General features: G+C 67.3%; 17 protein-coding genes. 9 read left to right on the top strand and 8 right to left on the bottom strand.

Annotation, left to right across the window (positions count from 1 at the left end; translation table 11 throughout):
* Positions 1 to 12 precede the first annotated feature (12 nt).
* Genes ACFWIX_RS09330 through ACFWIX_RS09320 form a run of 3 tightly spaced genes read right to left on the bottom strand, consistent with a single transcriptional unit; the run spans position 13 to position 2,411 of the window.
* Positions 13 to 822: a TrmH family RNA methyltransferase gene (locus tag ACFWIX_RS09330; protein WP_377215841.1), complete on the bottom strand. Its 810-nt coding sequence runs from the start codon at positions 820 to 822 to the stop codon at positions 13 to 15.
* A 7-nt stretch (positions 823 to 829) separates the two neighbouring features.
* On the bottom strand, positions 830 to 1,615 hold the full coding sequence (locus tag ACFWIX_RS09325; RefSeq protein ID WP_377215840.1) for a sulfite exporter TauE/SafE family protein: 786 nt from the start codon (positions 1,613 to 1,615) through the stop codon (positions 830 to 832).
* A 10-nt stretch (positions 1,616 to 1,625) separates the two neighbouring features.
* Positions 1,626 to 2,411, bottom strand: coding sequence for an ABC transporter ATP-binding protein (locus tag ACFWIX_RS09320; protein WP_377215839.1), 786 nt, complete (start codon positions 2,409 to 2,411; stop codon positions 1,626 to 1,628).
* Positions 2,412 to 2,568: 157 nt separating this feature from the next.
* On the opposite strand from ACFWIX_RS09320, the gene serB reads away from it, so the two are divergent.
* On the top strand, positions 2,569 to 3,462 hold the full coding sequence (gene serB / locus ACFWIX_RS09315) for a phosphoserine phosphatase SerB (RefSeq protein WP_377215838.1): 894 nt from the start codon (positions 2,569 to 2,571) through the stop codon (positions 3,460 to 3,462).
* A gap of 90 nt (positions 3,463 to 3,552) precedes the next feature.
* Here the strand turns inward: serB and ACFWIX_RS09310 are convergent, their stop codons facing one another.
* Positions 3,553 to 4,305, bottom strand: coding sequence for an SDR family oxidoreductase (locus ACFWIX_RS09310; protein WP_377215837.1), 753 nt, complete (start codon positions 4,303 to 4,305; stop codon positions 3,553 to 3,555).
* A 126-nt stretch (positions 4,306 to 4,431) separates the two neighbouring features.
* Complete coding sequence (locus ACFWIX_RS09305; protein ID WP_377215836.1) at positions 4,432 to 5,157, bottom strand: beta-ketoacyl-ACP reductase; 726 nt, start codon at positions 5,155 to 5,157, stop codon at positions 4,432 to 4,434.
* A 153-nt stretch (positions 5,158 to 5,310) separates the two neighbouring features.
* On the opposite strand from ACFWIX_RS09305, the gene ACFWIX_RS09300 reads away from it, so the two are divergent.
* From ACFWIX_RS09300 to ACFWIX_RS09285, 4 genes are read left to right on the top strand one after another with little or no spacing between them, the layout of a single operon-like run.
* On the top strand, positions 5,311 to 5,763 hold the full coding sequence (locus ACFWIX_RS09300; protein ID WP_377215835.1) for a DUF3099 domain-containing protein: 453 nt from the start codon (positions 5,311 to 5,313) through the stop codon (positions 5,761 to 5,763).
* Entirely contained in the window at positions 5,760 to 6,026 is a 267-nt protein-coding gene (locus ACFWIX_RS09295; RefSeq protein WP_377215834.1) for a hypothetical protein, read from the top strand. The genes ACFWIX_RS09300 and ACFWIX_RS09295 overlap by 4 nt, the downstream gene beginning before the upstream one ends.
* Positions 6,027 to 6,902, top strand: a complete 876-nt coding sequence (locus ACFWIX_RS09290; protein WP_377215833.1) for an SURF1 family protein — start codon at positions 6,027 to 6,029, stop codon at positions 6,900 to 6,902.
* Positions 6,903 to 6,905: 3 nt separating this feature from the next.
* Complete coding sequence (locus tag ACFWIX_RS09285; protein WP_377215832.1) at positions 6,906 to 7,382, top strand: YbaK/EbsC family protein; 477 nt, start codon at positions 6,906 to 6,908, stop codon at positions 7,380 to 7,382.
* A 9-nt stretch (positions 7,383 to 7,391) separates the two neighbouring features.
* On the opposite strand, the gene abc-f is transcribed toward ACFWIX_RS09285, so the two are convergent.
* On the bottom strand, positions 7,392 to 8,990 hold the full coding sequence (abc-f, locus tag ACFWIX_RS09280; RefSeq protein ID WP_377215831.1) for a ribosomal protection-like ABC-F family protein: 1,599 nt from the start codon (positions 8,988 to 8,990) through the stop codon (positions 7,392 to 7,394).
* 295 nt (positions 8,991 to 9,285) lie between these two features.
* On the opposite strand from abc-f, the gene ACFWIX_RS09275 reads away from it, so the two are divergent.
* From ACFWIX_RS09275 to ACFWIX_RS09265, 3 genes are read left to right on the top strand one after another with little or no spacing between them, the layout of a single operon-like run.
* A complete protein-coding gene (locus tag ACFWIX_RS09275; RefSeq protein ID WP_377215830.1) occupies positions 9,286 to 9,927 on the top strand; it encodes a biotin transporter BioY in 642 nt (213 codons plus the stop codon).
* Between the two features lie 11 nt (positions 9,928 to 9,938).
* Positions 9,939 to 10,661: an energy-coupling factor ABC transporter ATP-binding protein gene (locus ACFWIX_RS09270; RefSeq protein WP_377215829.1), complete on the top strand. Its 723-nt coding sequence runs from the start codon at positions 9,939 to 9,941 to the stop codon at positions 10,659 to 10,661.
* A complete protein-coding gene (locus ACFWIX_RS09265) occupies positions 10,658 to 11,281 on the top strand; it encodes an energy-coupling factor transporter transmembrane component T family protein (protein ID WP_377215828.1) in 624 nt (207 codons plus the stop codon). The genes ACFWIX_RS09270 and ACFWIX_RS09265 overlap by 4 nt, the downstream gene beginning before the upstream one ends.
* 11 nt (positions 11,282 to 11,292) lie before the next feature.
* Here ACFWIX_RS09265 and ACFWIX_RS09260 read toward each other — a convergent pair whose 3' ends face one another.
* Positions 11,293 to 12,477, bottom strand: coding sequence for a thiolase family protein (locus ACFWIX_RS09260; RefSeq protein ID WP_377215827.1), 1,185 nt, complete (start codon positions 12,475 to 12,477; stop codon positions 11,293 to 11,295).
* Complete coding sequence (locus ACFWIX_RS09255; RefSeq protein WP_377215826.1) at positions 12,467 to 13,876, bottom strand: class I adenylate-forming enzyme family protein; 1,410 nt, start codon at positions 13,874 to 13,876, stop codon at positions 12,467 to 12,469. Before ACFWIX_RS09255 ends, ACFWIX_RS09260 begins: the two co-directional genes overlap by 11 nt.
* Positions 13,877 to 13,936: 60 nt before the next feature.
* On the opposite strand from ACFWIX_RS09255, the gene ACFWIX_RS09250 reads away from it, so the two are divergent.
* Positions 13,937 to 14,824, top strand: a complete 888-nt coding sequence (locus tag ACFWIX_RS09250; RefSeq protein WP_377215825.1) for a neutral zinc metallopeptidase — start codon at positions 13,937 to 13,939, stop codon at positions 14,822 to 14,824.
* Positions 14,825 to 14,885 lie beyond the last annotated feature (61 nt).

The raw sequence follows: 14,885 nt of genomic DNA, 5'->3' as shown, positions 1-14,885 counted from the left end.
CCGGGCGAACGCTCAGTGGCGCCGGCGCAACTCCCAAAACGCCACCGCGGAAGCGGCGGCCACATTGAGCGAGTCCACGCCGTTGCGCATGGGGATCTTCACTGCGAAGTCGACGGCGGCGAGTGTACTTGCGCTCATGCCCGCCCCTTCTGTGCCGAGCACCAGCGCCAGCCTCTCCGGATCCTTTGCCGCGACGGCGTCCACGTCCTGTGCGTCTTCGGTGAGTTCGAGCGCGGCCACAGTGAATCCGTGGTCCTTGAGGACCTGGAGGTCCCCCGGCCAGCTTTCGAGGCGGGCCCAGGGCACCTGGAAAACAGTCCCCATGCTGACCCGGACGCTCCTGCGGTAGAGGGGATCCCCGCAACGGGGGGAAACCAGGACGGCGTCGATGTCCAGGGCGGCTGCGGAGCGGAAGATGGCGCCGACATTGGTGTGGTCCACGATGTCCTCCAGCACGGCGACGCGCCGGGCGCCTTCGAGGAGCTTCGGCAGCGGAACCGGGGACGGCCGTTCCATCGCCGCCATCGCACCGCGGTGCAGGTGGAAACCGGTGATCTCCTCCAGCAGGCCCGCGCTGCCGACGAACACCGGCACGTCGGGGTGCGCTGCGAAGACGTCCTGCAGGTCCGCCAGCCACTTTTCGGCCAGGAAGAACGAGCGCGGCCGGTGGCCCGCGGCCAGGGCGCGGCGGAGCACGCGGGAGGACTCAGCAATGTACATGCCTTCGGCAGGTTCACGGAGTTTGCGGAGGTGGACGTCGGTGAGGCTGGTGTAGTCGGCCACGCGGGGATCGTCAGCGGACTCAAGGTGGTGGATTGTCACCGGGTGATTATGTCAGCAGCTTGGCGAGCATGACGCCCAGGGCGACCAGGCCCAGGGCGAAGATCACGGCCCGCAGTACCGTTGGCGAGAGTCGGCGGCCGATTTTCGCCCCGAGGACGCCGCCGATGCCTGAGCTGATGGCGATGAGCAGAACTACGGTCCAGTTGATCCGGTCGAACGCGAACAGCAGGTAGGACATCGCGGCCACCAGGTTCACGCCGAGCACCAGGATGTTCTTCATGGCGTTGGCGTTCTGCATGGTGCCGGTCAGGAAGACCCCAAGGATGCCGACCAGCAGGATGCCCTGGGCCGCCACGAAGTAGCCGCCGTAGACGCCGGCAAGGTACACCAGGACCACCAGCAGTACGCCGTGGCGCTTGTCGCGGACGGCGTGTTCGGGGTTTTCCTCCCGATTGCGCACCCAGGCCTGCAGCCGCGGCTGGAATACCACCATGAGCAGCGCCAGGACGATCAGGAACGGAGCGGCGTAGTGGAAGACCGCCTCCGGCAGATGCAGCAGCAGCCAGGCGCCGGAGATGCCGCCCAACAGGGAGGCCGGCAGGAGCCGCATCAGTTGCCTTCCGCGGCCCTTCAGTTCACGCCGGTAGCCCACGGCACCGGAAATGCCCCCGGCCACCAGGCCCATGGCATTGCTCATGGAGGCGACCACCGGGGTAATGCCGAGCGCTATCAGCACCGGGAAGGTAACCAGTGTTCCCGAGCCCACCACGGCATTGATGGTGCCGGCCCACAGGCCGGCGATCGACACAAGAGTGCCGCTGAAAAGGTCCACCTGTGTGCCGCTAGTGGCGTGCGACGGCGGTGTAGCGGCCCGCGTTGACCGTTACATCCAAGTCAAGGCCGAAAGTCCGGCCCAGGTTCTCTGCAGTCAGCACCTCGGCGATGGGTCCGGTGGCCACGACGCCGGCGTCGCGGAGCAGCATGGCATGCGTGAAGCCCGGCGGCACCTCTTCCAGGTGGTGGGTGACCAGGACCATCGCGGGGGCAGCCTCGTCCATTGCCAGCTCGCTGAGCCGGCTGACCAGGTCCTCGCGGCCGGCGAGGTCGAGGCCGGCACCGGGCTCGTCCAGGAGCAGCAGCTCCGGGTCCGTCATGAGGGCCCGGGCGATCTGAACGCGCTTGCGTTCGCCTTCGGAGAGTGATGCGAAGGTGCGGTTCAGCAGCGGCCCCATGCCCCAGTCGTTGAGCAGGCGGAAGGCGCGGCGTTCGTCGTCGCGCTCGTATCCCTCACGCCAGCGGCCGGTGACGCCGTAGGCCGCGGTGACCACCACGTTGAGAACCGTCTCGTGTTCGGGAATCTGGGTGGCCAGGGCGGCAGAGGACAGCCCGATGCGCGGACGGAGTTCGAAAACGTCCACGCGGCCCAGTGTCTCGTCGAGGATGCCGGCGGTGCCGCTGCTCGGGTGCAGCCGTGCTGCCGCGATCTGGAGGAGGGTGGTCTTGCCGGCGCCGTTGGGTCCCAGGATGACCCAACGTTCGCCCTCATTGACCTGCCAATCGACTTTGTCCAGCAGTGTCTTCTTACCTCGGACAACACTGACGGAGGCCAATTCCAGAACATCACTCATAGGAGTAGACACTAGGACAAAAGAGAGGGTGACTGATAACCGGTGCGGGGCGGTTCGGCACGGGGGGTATGACCGCCGTCACGTCGGGGGGGGCGGGCTCCTCCATACCGCGCAATGATTTCAAGGCGCCGCTCCCCCGCTGGCTAAGATTGCAGGCATGACTTCGAACGTGACTGCGGTCAGCTACGGCTTGAAAATGACTCCCCCGGCGCTGGAGCAGCTGCGTTCCGCCTTGGCCGCTGGGGGCGCTGCGCTGCAGTCCGAGAGCACCGCCGGTGACGACCGATACCGGGTCCACGTCGCTGAGCTGGAGGTGCCGGATTCCACGACGTCCGGCCTGGCCGCGCTGCGGCGTGCGGTATCCGGTGCGGCACTGGCGGGCCTTGATACCGCGCTCGTCCCGACCGGCCTGCGGTCGGCTGCCCGAAAACTCCTGATCATGGATGTGGACTCCACCCTGATCCAGCAGGAGGTCATCGAACTCCTCGCAGCATATGCGGGCAAATTCGAAGAAGTGGCCGCCGTGACGGAGGCGGCCATGCGCGGGGAACTGGACTTCGCCCAAAGCCTGCACGCCCGGGTGGCCGTGCTCGCAGGGCTGCCCGCCGACGTCGTCCATTCCGTCCGGCAGGAAGTAAAGCTAAGCGAAGGGGCCGCCGAGCTCGTTGCCGCATTCAAGGCAGCCGGACACGTGGTTGCCGTAGTGTCGGGCGGCTTCAACCAGATCCTCGAGCCCATCGCCGGCGATCTGGGCCTGGACTACTGGCAGGCCAACGAGCTCGAGATTGTTGACGGCGCGCTGACGGGCAAAGTGCTGGGCGCCGTGGTGGACCGCGCTGCGAAGGAAAAGTACCTGCGGGAGTGGGCTGCCGACGAGGGCATTCCCCTGGAGCACACGATCGCGGTGGGCGACGGCGCCAACGACCTGGACATGCTGGGTGCCGCCGGCATCGGCGTGGCCTTCAACGCCAAGCCGGCCGTGCGGGCCGTCGCCGACGCAGCCCTCAACATGCCGTACCTGGACGCCGTCCGGCACATCGCCGGAGTCTGACCCCTTAACCGCGAGATGACACTTCGTGGCAGTGTCCGGGAGGAACATTGCCGCGAAGTGTCATCTCGCGGTTGGGGTGGAAGCTGAGACCTACTGCGCGCCCTTGCCGAAGTAGTCTGCGCCGCCGGCGTACTCCGTGTGGCCGGACTCAACGTCCGCGGTAACCATGCCGGCCACCACTTGGGCGAACTCCTCCACGGAGTACAGCTTGCCGGCCTCTGCGCGGCGCGCTTCGATAGCGCCGGGGGCTGAACGGTCCAGCAGGGTGGCGGTGACGGTGCCTTCGATCATGTCGCCGGAGACCACAACCAGCGAGATGCCCTTGTCCGCCAGGTTGGGGACAAGCTCACGCAGGGCGTCCTCGCCCGCGCGCTTGCTGCGGGCCACCGGTTCGTAGGCGTCCATGGTGGGCACGGTGTTGATGAAGTGGGCCTGGTGGCTGGTGACGAACACCACCCGGGAGCCCTCCTTCATCAACGGGACAGCGGCGTTGAGCATATTCACCTGGGCGTCGCGGTTGAGCTTGAGCGCATAGTCCTCGCCCATGCCGGTCTCCATGCCGCCGGAAGCGTTGAGGACCAGGATGTCCAGGGAACCGAAGTTCTCCATCGCTGCGCTGGCCAGCGCCTGGACGCCTTCCTGGGTGGTCAGGTCCGCTCCCACCGCCACGGCACGGCCACCGTCGGCTTCGATGCCCTGGACCACTTTGTTGGCGCGGGGCGCCTTCTGACGATAGTTGACGACGACGGCCGCGCCCTCGCCTGCGAGGATCTTGGCCACCTCGGCGCCGATTCCCCGGGAGGACCCGGTGACAATGGCGGTCTTGTTATCCAGCAGTCCCATGCATACTTCCTTTGTTCTAAACGTCCAATTCGCTGTCTCTGCAGACCATCATGCCAGCGCACAGCAGTGATTCCGTTGTCCGGGTCCAACAAAGAAGCCCGGCCCGGCTAGTTTCCGGGAAGACTCCTAGTGGCCCATGCCCAGGCCGCCGTCCACGGGGATGACCGCGCCGGAAATGTAGGCTGCCTCGTCGCTGGAGATCCAGCGGACCACGTTGGCAACCTCGGACGCTTCGGCGAAACGGCCAGCGGGGATGCTGGAGAGGTAATCCTTCTGGGTGGCCTCCGGGAGCTCAGCGGTCATGTCCGTGTTGATGAAGCCCGGCGCCACCACGTTCGCCGTGATCCCGCGGGAGCCGAGCTCGCGCGTCAGGGACCGGGCGATACCCACCAGGCCTGCCTTGGAGGCGGAGTAGTTGATCTGGCCAGGCGCGCCGTACAGGCCGGAGACGGAGGAGATGAGGACGACGCGGCCCTTGCGCAGCCGGATCATGCCCTTGGAGGCCCGCTTGATGACGCGGAAGGCCCCGGTGAGGTTGGTGTCGATCACCGAAGTGAAGTCATCCTCGCTCATGCGCAGCAGCAGCGTGTCCTTGGTGATGCCCGCGTTGGCGACCAGGACCTCCACCGGACCGTGGGCGGCTTCGACCTCCTTGAACGCGGCATCCACGGATGCCTCATCGGTAACGTCCGCCTTGACACCCAGGATGCCCTCGGGCAGTTGCGTTTCACTGCGGTAAGTCACGGCTACCTTGTCGCCATTGGCCAGGAAGGCTTCCGCGATGGCCAGTCCGATGCCGCGGTTACCGCCGGTGATCAGGACGCTGCGGGGGGCGGAAGCTGCTTCAGTCATTGACGGACTCCGGTTCTCTGCGGCATGCGGCGCCGCGGTAGCAAGGTGGTGTTGGGACTGCCTCCGATCTTAGCGAACGCCCGGGACCGGGTTTGGGTGCCACTGCCGTTGGTGAGAGAATTGATCCAAGCCTTTGGAGCGTGATCAATCACCGTGACCCTTGAAAACCATGCGGGACAGTCCGCGCCCGGAGAACCCGGCCGGTTCTCGGGGGACGCCGAGGTCCACAGCATTACGGATGCCGCCGCGGCGCACTCGGTGGACATGCACAAGCGCATGGTCAAGTACGCCCTGGCCATGGGCATCCGCATGGTGTGCCTGATCCTGATCTTTGTGGTCGACGGCTGGTTCAAGCTCATACCCGTGGCCGGGGCAGTGTTCCTGCCCTGGATCGCCGTCATCATCGCCAACGGAAGCGACCTCGCGGAAGGCCACAGCGACCTCTTGCTGGATTCGGCACCGCTTGCCGAACTTGAAGCGCCGGCGGCCGCGGGCGTGGATGACGATCCCGGCAGCACCCTGCTCCAGGGCGAACTGATTGACGAGTCGGACCTGAATGGTCAATTTCACAACCCCAATCCCGGGGAGGAGCGGCGGGCATCATGAGTATTTTCGATTTCGCCGCGGGGTCTGATCCCGCGCTCCCGGAGAACGCGGCAGTCTGTTCGCGCAAGGCCTGCCGCGCCGACGCGTCTTGGCGGCTGTTGTGGAACAACCCCAAGATCCATACACCGGAACGCCGCAAGACCTGGCTGGCCTGCGGGGAACACCGGGAATGGCTCGAAGACTACCTGCAGACCCGTGGCCTGTGGAAGGAAACCCTTCCCCTGGACGCCGCCGCGGACGGCGCCCCGGAGCAGGACAGCTGAATGTACCGCTTCCTGTTTTCCAGCAAGTGGCTGGGTTACCTGCTGCTGGCCGCGATCTTCGCCTCTGCCTGTGTGTTCCTGGGCCGCTGGCAGATGGACCGGCGCGCTGAAACACTCGCGGAAATCAACCGCGTGGTCAGCAACTATTCGGCTGCTCCCGTCCCGTTTGCGCAGGCAAAGGACCAGTTTCAGGCGTTGGCGCCGGAAAAGGAGTGGGCCCAGGTTGAGCTGAAGGGCTCGTACGACCCGGACGCGCAGCGAATTGTCCGCAACCGCCCGCTCAACGGCCAGCCGGGCTACGAAGTCGTGGTCCCGTTCCGCCTCGACTCAGGCGAGACCGTCATCATCGACCGCGGCTGGCTGCCCATCGGCAACAACAACCCGGGCAGCCCGGATTCGGTGCCCGCTCCCCCGGCCGGCGACGTCACCGCCGTCGTCCGCTTGAAGCACCCTGAGCCGGAACTGCAGCGCGGTGCACCGGAAGGCCAGCTGGCCTCCATCGATCTGAAGGCCTACGCGGCGCAGCTGTCCTACCCGATCCTCACAGGTGCCTACGGGCAGCTGGCTTCGGAAACGCCGCCGGCCGCGGAGATGCCGTACCCGTTCCCCAAGCCGTCCGTCGAGGAGGGCACGCACCTGTCCTACTCGCTGCAGTGGTTCGCGTTCGGCGTGCTCATGTTCGTGGGCTTCGGCTATGCCGCCCGGCAGCAGGCGCGGAACGCGGCCATCGACGCGGAGGACGACGGCGACGCGGAAGCGGCCGGGACCGTCCACTCCGCGGTTCCCGCCCGGCGTCGTCCGGCCCCTTCGCGGAGGCGGAAGCGGCCCACGGCCGAAGAAGAGGAAGATGCGCTGCTGGACGCGCAGGGGTACTGACCGGTGACCTCGAACGACGGCGGCCCGGTGGCCCTGGTGCGCTCGGCCCTGGTCACCGCGGGGGTCGGCGACACGATCCGCCACTTCCCTGCAGGTGTACCGACTGCCGCGGCCGCCGCCGAGGCGCTGGGGTGTGACGTTTCGGCGATCACCAACAGCCTGGTGTTCGAACTGGCGGGCGAACCGCTGCTGATCCTTGCCAGCGGCGCGGCGCGGGTGGACACGGCACTGGTGGCGGGACAGTTGGGCTCGGGAAAGATCCGGCGCGCCTCCCCGGACTTCGTGCTGGAACACACAGGCCAGGAGGTAGGCGGAGTAGCCCCGGTCGGCCACCCACAGCGAATCAGAACCCTCCTGGACCACTCCCTGCAAACCAAGGACCTCCTCTGGGCAGGAGCGGGCGACCACACGACGATGTTCAGCATCACCTATCAGCAACTGCGCAGGATTACTGGAGCCGAAGAAATGCCGGTCCGTTGACCCGGCGGCTCAAGCGAGCGTGATCAGGTCCAGGTAGTCCTCGTTCCACAGATCTTCGACCCCGTCCGGCAGCAGCACGACGCGCTCCGGGTTGAGGGCCTCTACCGCACCTTCGTCGTGGCTGACGAGGACGACGGCGCCGGTGTAGTTGCGCAGTGCGCCCAGGATTTCGGCGCGGCTGGCGGGGTCGAGGTTGTTGGTGGGTTCATCCAGAAGGAGGACATTGGCGCTGGAGGCCACGATGGTGGCGAGGGCGAGGCGGGTCTTTTCACCGCCGGAGAGGACCCCGGCGGGCTTGTCGACATCGTCTCCGGAGAAGAGGAACGAACCCAGGATGCCGCGCACTTCCGCGTCCTTCATGTCCGGGGCGGCCGAGCGCATGTTTTCCAGGACTGTCCGGTTGACGTCCAGGGTTTCGTGCTCCTGGGCGTAGTAACCCACCTTAACGCCGTGGCCCGGAATGACCTCGCCGGTGTCCGGCTGGTCAACCCCCGCCAGCATGCGCAGCAGGGTGGTCTTGCCGGCGCCGTTGAGGCCCAGGATGACCACCTTGGACCCGCGGTCGATGGCGAGGTCCACGTCCGTGAAGATCTCCAGCGAGCCGTAGGACTTGCTGAGTCCGTCTGCGGTGAGCGGGGTCTTGCCGCAGGGCGCCGGGTCCGGGAAGCGCAGGGCTGCCACGCGGTCCTGCTCGCGAACGGCCTCCAGGCCGCTGAGCAGCCGTTCGGCACGCTTGGCCATGTTCTGCGCCGCAACGGCCTTAGTGGCCTTGGCCCGCATCTTGTTGGCCTGGTCCATGAGGACCTGGGCCTTTTTCTCGGCGTTGGCACGTTCACGTTTGCGGGCCCGCTCGTCCGTTTCGCGCTGCTGCAGGTACCGCTTCCAGTCCATGTTGTAGAAGTCGATCTGCGCCCGGTTGGCGTCCAGCAGGAACACCTTATTGACCGTAGCCTCGAGGAGTTCGGTGTCGTGGCTGATGACGATCAGGCCGCCCTGGTGGTTCTTGAGGAAGTCGCGCAGCCAGGCAATGGAGTCGGCGTCGAGGTGGTTGGTGGGCTCGTCCAGGAGCATGGTCTCGGCATCCGAGTACAGGATGCGCGCCAGTTCCACGCGGCGCCGCTGGCCGCCGGAGAGAGTCTTGAGCGGCTGGTTCAGCAGCCGGTCCGGCAGGGCGAGGTTGGAGCAGATCGAGGCGGCCTCCGCCTCGGCTGCGTATCCGCCGGCGGCGAGGAACTCTGCCTCGAGCCGGTCATAGCGGTTCATCGCCTTCCGCTGGACTTGTGCGTCGTCGCTTGCCATCTCGTCCTGCGCCGAACGCAGCTTGCCCACCACGATGTCCAGGCCACGTGCCGACAGGATCCGGTCCCGGGCCAGCTGCTCCATGTCCGGGGTCCGGGGATCCTGCGGCAGGTAACCGATTTCGCCGCTGCGGGTCACTTTCCCGGCGGCGGGAAGGCCTTCGCCGGCGAGGACGCGGGTGAGGGTGGTTTTGCCTGCACCGTTGCGGCCCACCAGCCCGATCTTGTCCCCCTTGTCGATGCGGAAGCTCACCTGGTCCATGAGGAGCCGGGCGCCGGCGCGCAGTTCAAGATCCTGGACGGTAATCACAGCAGGTAAGGCCTTTCACAACAGGGAACGCCACAACCGCGCACAGTTCCTGCGGGTCGGCCGGGGAGAGTGGCCGGAGAACGGCCCATGAAAGTCTACCGCGCTTTATCTTCATCCCTCCTTACCGCGGAGGCTTGGAGGAACGCCGGAGGCGCCCGGGCACTCGGCCTGTTTGTACCCGGCCGTCAGGGGTGGACGGCCGCTTTAGTAGGGGCCCTACAAGATGGGGCCTGTCTGGCCCGGGTAACGTCGGCGGTACATCCGCTTTTCCTTGTTCAACCCCGACAGGACCACCATGAGCAACACTCGCACCCCCGCCCCCAAAACCGCAGCGCTTCGATCCAACTGGAACGCCACCGACCTTGGCCTGATCGCCGTCTTCGCCGCCCTCGTGGCCGGTTCTGCACTCGTTCCCGGGCTGGCCGTCAACGGCTTCGGCGTTCCCATCACCTTCCAGACCCTCGCCGTCATGCTGACCGGCCTGGTGCTCGGCCCGGGCCGCGGCTTCGCCGCCGTCGGCCTCTACGTCTTGCTGGGCCTCGCCGGACTGCCTATCTTCAGCCAGGGCCGCAGCGGTCTGGGCATCCTGGCCGGCCCGTCAGTGGGCTACATCATCGCGTTCCCCATCGCCGCAGGCGTCGTTGGCTGGCTGGCCACTGTGGTCATCCGCCGCACCGCCAACGCCCGCGCCCTCTGGTTCTTCCTCGCTGCCACCGTAACCAGCGTGGTGGTGGTCCACTCCCTGGGCATCCTGGGTATTGCCATGAACACCAAGGCGACGATCGGCCAGGCGTTCCTCAGCGACCTCGTCTTCTACCCGGGAGACCTGGTTAAGAACGTCCTCGCCGGCCTTATTGCCGTGGCCCTGCACCGGGCCTTCCCGGACATCCTGGTGCGCCGTTCCCTGCGGACCGTACCCGCACAGGTCCAGGACTAGGGTTCTCGACCATGCCCACAGTGACGTTCGACCAGGTAGCAGTCTCCGTTCCCGTGGACCATTCCCCGGCGCCCAAGGTGCTGCTGGAAGCAATCAGCCTCCGGCTCACCGAGGAACGGATCGGAGTTATCGGGGCCAACGGTTCCGGCAAGTCCACCCTGCTCCGCCTGGTTAACGGCCTGGTCCAGCCAACGTCCGGGGCGGTGGCCGTGGACGGCGCGGACACTGTGCGCGCCGTCCGGGCGGTCCGTCGCGCCGTAGGCTTTGTTTTCACCGATCCGCTTTCCCAGCTGGTGATGCCCACCGGCCGGGAGGACGTGGAACTCTCACTGCGCCGCTCCGTCCGGAACGGCAAGGAGCGGCGCGCCAGGGCGGAAGCCTCACTGGACCGGCTGGGGCTCCTGCACCTCGCAGACCAAAGCATCTACGAACTCTCCGGCGGCGAACGCCAGCTCATGGCCTTGGCCGCAGTCCTCGCCGTCGATCCGGCCATCCTGGTCCTTGACGAGCCGTCCACCCTGCTTGACCTGCGCAACCGGGAACTACTGCGGCGCACCCTGGCCGGCCTGGACCAGCAGATCATCATGTCCACGCATGACCTGGACCTCGCCCTGGCGATGGACCGCGTGCTGGTCATTGAAACGGGCAAGGTCGCCTACGATGGCTCCCCCGCGGAGGCCGTTGCCGCCTACCGCAGCCTGTGCGCCGAGCAGGCCGGGGCCGGTGCGCCGTGAGGGGACACGGCTTCCTCCTTGCCAATTACGTGCCGGGCACCTCCCTGCTGCACCGGACCCCCACGGGCCTGAAGTTCGTGCTGGTGTTCGCCACCGGGCTGGCCTCTTTTGTGGTGCTGGACTGGCGGGTTTCGGCGGCGGTCCTGGCGGGCTTCTGCGTGCTGTTCCTCAGCACGGGGGCCGGACCACAGCGTCTCTGGGCCGCGGTCAGTCCCCTGCTTCCCGTCCTGGCGGTCATCGCCGCCTTCCAGTGGTGGCAGCTGGGCGGCCCGGCAGCAGCACGGATCGTGCTGAACATCCTGGTCTGCGTGGTTGCTGCGTCACTGTTGACGGCCACCACACCGGTCCAGCAAATCCTCGACGCAGTGGTGGGGGCGGCCCGGCCCTTCAGACGCCTCGGCGCCGACCCCGAACGTTTTGCCCTCACCATCGGCGTGATGCTGCGCAGCATCCCCTACATTGCCGGAACTTTTGCGGACGTCCGCGACTCCGCCCGGGCCAGGGGCCTGGAACGTAACCCGCGCGCGCTTGTCCTGCCTGTCTTCATCACCTCGGTGGCATTCGCCCGCCAGACCGGCGAAGCACTGGCAGCGCGCGGCCTCGGCGAGCCTGAGGACTAAGGGCCGGTGCGTCAGTCCGCCAGCCGGGCGTACTGCAGCAGCGCAGCCGTGCCCATTCCGCCGGCAATACTGATCATGGCCAGCCCCAGTAATCCCGGCCGGTCCACCGCCCGGGCCTGGGCCAGCAGGCGGGTGACCAGCACGGCGCCCGACGCCCCATAGGCATGCCCCAGCGCCAGGGCGCCGCCGTCAAGGTTGGCCGCTTCAGGGTCAATCCCCAGCAGGTCCAGACTGGCCAGCGTCTGCGCAGCGAACGCCTCATTAAACTCCACCAGGTCCAGCTGGGAAGCAGTCACCCCAGCCGCCGCCAGGACCTTGCGCGCTGCCGTGGCCGCACCCACGCCCAGGAGTTGCGGTTCTACGCCGGACGTGTCCGTCCCCAGCACAAGCAAGCCGTCCGCAGCGCCCAGTTCCCGCGCGCGCTGCACTGAAGTGATCACGACGGCGGAGGCTGCGTCAGCGTCAAAGCACGAGTTGCCGGCCGTAACAGTTCCCCCTTCCACGAAAGCAGCGGGGAATCTCGCCATCACGGCCGGGCTGAGCCCGCGGCGTGGACCGTCGTCGGCCGACACCGTTCCGGACAGTCCAGCCAAAGGTACCGTTTCAGCCGCGAACCGGCCCGCTGCAGCGGCGGCGAGGGCCCGCCGATGGCTCCGCAAGGCGAACGCATCCTGCCGCTCCCGTCCGACGCCGAACTCCCGTGCCACGTTCTCGGCCGCCACCCCCATGTCCGGGTCGCCATAGCGCGCCGGCACAAAGCGGGCGCGCGCGAAAAACTCGGGGACGCCATCGTCGTCCGGGTAAGCGCGGAGGGGCGCCGTGCTGGTGCTTTCCACCCCGCCGGCCAGATAGAGGGGATTGCCCCCGGCGGCCACCAGGCCGCCGGCCAGGACGATGGCGTCCAGACCCGAACCGCACTGACGGTCAACGGTGAGCCCTGGAACCTCCACCGGCAAACCGGCTTCGAGCAGTGCGAACCTGGCCACGTTGCCGCCGCCGCCGACGGCGTTGCCGATGACGACGTCCGTCACGCTTGACGGGCCGACCCCCGAATCCGACACCAGCCGGCTCAGGACCGGCGCCAGCAAGTCGTGGGCGCGCAGGCCCCGCAAAGCGCCGTTTGTGCGGCACACGGGGGTGCGCCGGGCAGCAACGATCACCGGCTGGCGGTCCGGCGGGAGCACATCAGGAGCCAAGGCTGCGCACCCGCGTGTCCCGCGTGCTGATCCATTCAAGGAAGAGGCTGCGGCTGACCTTGCCCCGGTCGGTGACCGGAAGCTCTGCCAGGGCGTAAAACTGCAGGGGCCGCTTATCCCTGGCCAAAATGTCCTCCAGCCCGGCACGCAGCTGCGCGGCGGTGACTCCCCCGTGGGACGGCACCACGCCGGCCACTACGCGCTGGCCGCGGAGGTCGTCGGGCATGCCCGCGGCCACGGCCGCAGCAACACCGGGCACGGCCGAGAGCGCCAGTTCCACTTCATGCGGGTAGACGTTCTTGCCGGCCGTCAGGATCATGTCCGAGCGGCGCCCAAGGATGTGGAGCTCTCCGGCCTCCAGGTAGCCCTGGTCTCCTACGGTGAACCAGTCGTTATCGAAGGCACGCAGCGCCTGGCCGTCGTCTCCCCAGAGGTAGCCGTCGCTCACCATGGCGCTCCGGACGCAGATGTTGCCGGGCTCTCCGTCCTCGAGGGGGGATCCGGCGTCGTCAATAATGCGCACTTCGACGCCCGGGAAAGGCCTGCCGATCCCGGTGCCGCCCCGCGAGGGCGTCCGGCTGGCCGGCAGTCCAGCCCCGGATACAAAGCTCAGTTCGGAGGCACCGTAATACTCGAAGATGGTGGCGTTCGGTGCCCAGCGGCGGGCCGCCTCCAGGGTGCGCGCGTCGAGCTTGGAGCCGGCACAGATGATGGTTCGCACACCCGAGGCGTCTACGCAACCGGTGAGACCGCGTTCGCTGAGCATCCGGAGCATGGTCGGTACCAGTACCAGGCGCGTGACGCGGTCATGGGTGATGGCCGCGTGCACGTCGCCGACGTCGAACGTCTTGAGGGTCTGGAATTCGGAGCCCGCGTAGAGGCACTCCGCCAGGGCGTAGAGGTTCAGGCTGGCCGCCAACGGACCGGGAGCCAGCGTGACGTCGTCCCGGCGGAGCCCGAAGAACTCAATCGAGGCTTCGAAGGATTCCTGCCAGGACCGGCGCGACCTGGTGAACGCCTTGGGAACCGAGGTGGTGCCGGAGGTAAGTCCAATCAGGAAGGGGGAGTCTGCCGGCCCGTCCTCCAGCGCATCATCGGTGGCGACGGCCGCAGCCCGCGCAGAAGCGTGGACCCGGTGCACGATGTCGTCCTGGAGCGCTGCAGGCCACGCCGGATCGAGCACGGCGCACTGCCGTCCCCCCGCAACAGCTGCGGCGAACTTCACGGCAAAGTCCGTTGAATTCGGCTCGCAGAGGGCACTGACGGACTTGGTGTCCGCGACCACTGAAGCGGCCTGGTCCCGGAGCTGCTCCCAGTCCAGGCGCCGGCCGGCGACCACAACGGCGGTGTCGTGGGGCCGTTCCGCGGCCCATCGCTGGATTCTGTTGAGAAAAGGCATCGGATCAACTTTACCGGCCGGGCTCCTCCCCCATCGAGGGCCACGGGCTATTGTGACCATATGAGTTTCAATGACAATGTGCAGCTGGACCCATCGCAGGTCCAGGACCGGCGCGGCATGGGCCGCGGGGTGAAGGTGGGCGGCGGCATCGGCGGCGGGCTCATCCTCCTCATCGCAGCCCTACTGGGCGTCAACCCGCAGCTGTTGGAAGGCCTGGCCGGTGCTGGTCAGGCTCCCCCGGGCCAGGAACAGGGGACGGCCCCGGCCTGCAGCACCGGAGCGGACGCCGACCAGCGGATCGACTGCCGGATCACCGGCACGGTCAACAGCCTGAACGCGTTCTGGCCGGAATACCTTGCGCAGTACAAGGTGAAATACCCCCAGCCCGAGACCGTCATTTTCACCGGCGGCACCAACACCGGTTGCGGATCCGCCACCAGCGCAGTGGGACCGTTCTACTGCCCGGCGGACACCACGGCCTACTTCGATCCGGACTTTTTCCAGGAGCTCGTGGACCGCTTTGGTTCATCCGGCGGTCCCCTTGCGCAGGAATACGTAGTGGCGCACGAATTCGGACACCACGTGCAGAACGTCCTGGGCGACATCAACCGTGCGCAGCAGGATCCGCAGGGGCCGGAGTCCGGCGCCGTCCGGGTCGAGCTCCAGGCTGACTGTTATGCAGGATTGTGGGCCAAGCACGCCACCACCGTGCCGGACCCGTCCACAGGCCAGCCCTTCCTGGAACCCCTCACGCAGCAGGACCTGAACGATGCCCTGTCCGCCGCCTCCGCCGTAGGTGACGACCGGATCCAGGAATCCACCACCGGGCAGGTGAACCCGGAAGCCTGGACGCACGGTTCCAGCGAGCAGCGCCAGCGCTGGTTTAGCCGCGGCTACGAGTCCGGCGACATCAGGCAGTGCGACACATTCGCGGCCCGCACCTTGTAGCCCCATCGATTGCTTACGACGGCGGCCCGGTAACAATACCCCGAGACGGTAACAGCCCCCC

Origin of the sequence: Pseudarthrobacter sp. NPDC058362 (assembly GCF_042723515.1) — a bacterium.
GTDB lineage: Bacteria > Actinomycetota > Actinomycetes > Actinomycetales > Micrococcaceae > Arthrobacter.
The sequence above is the reverse complement of the archived record's forward strand: the minus strand, read 5'-3'. Positions and strand labels throughout refer to the sequence as shown.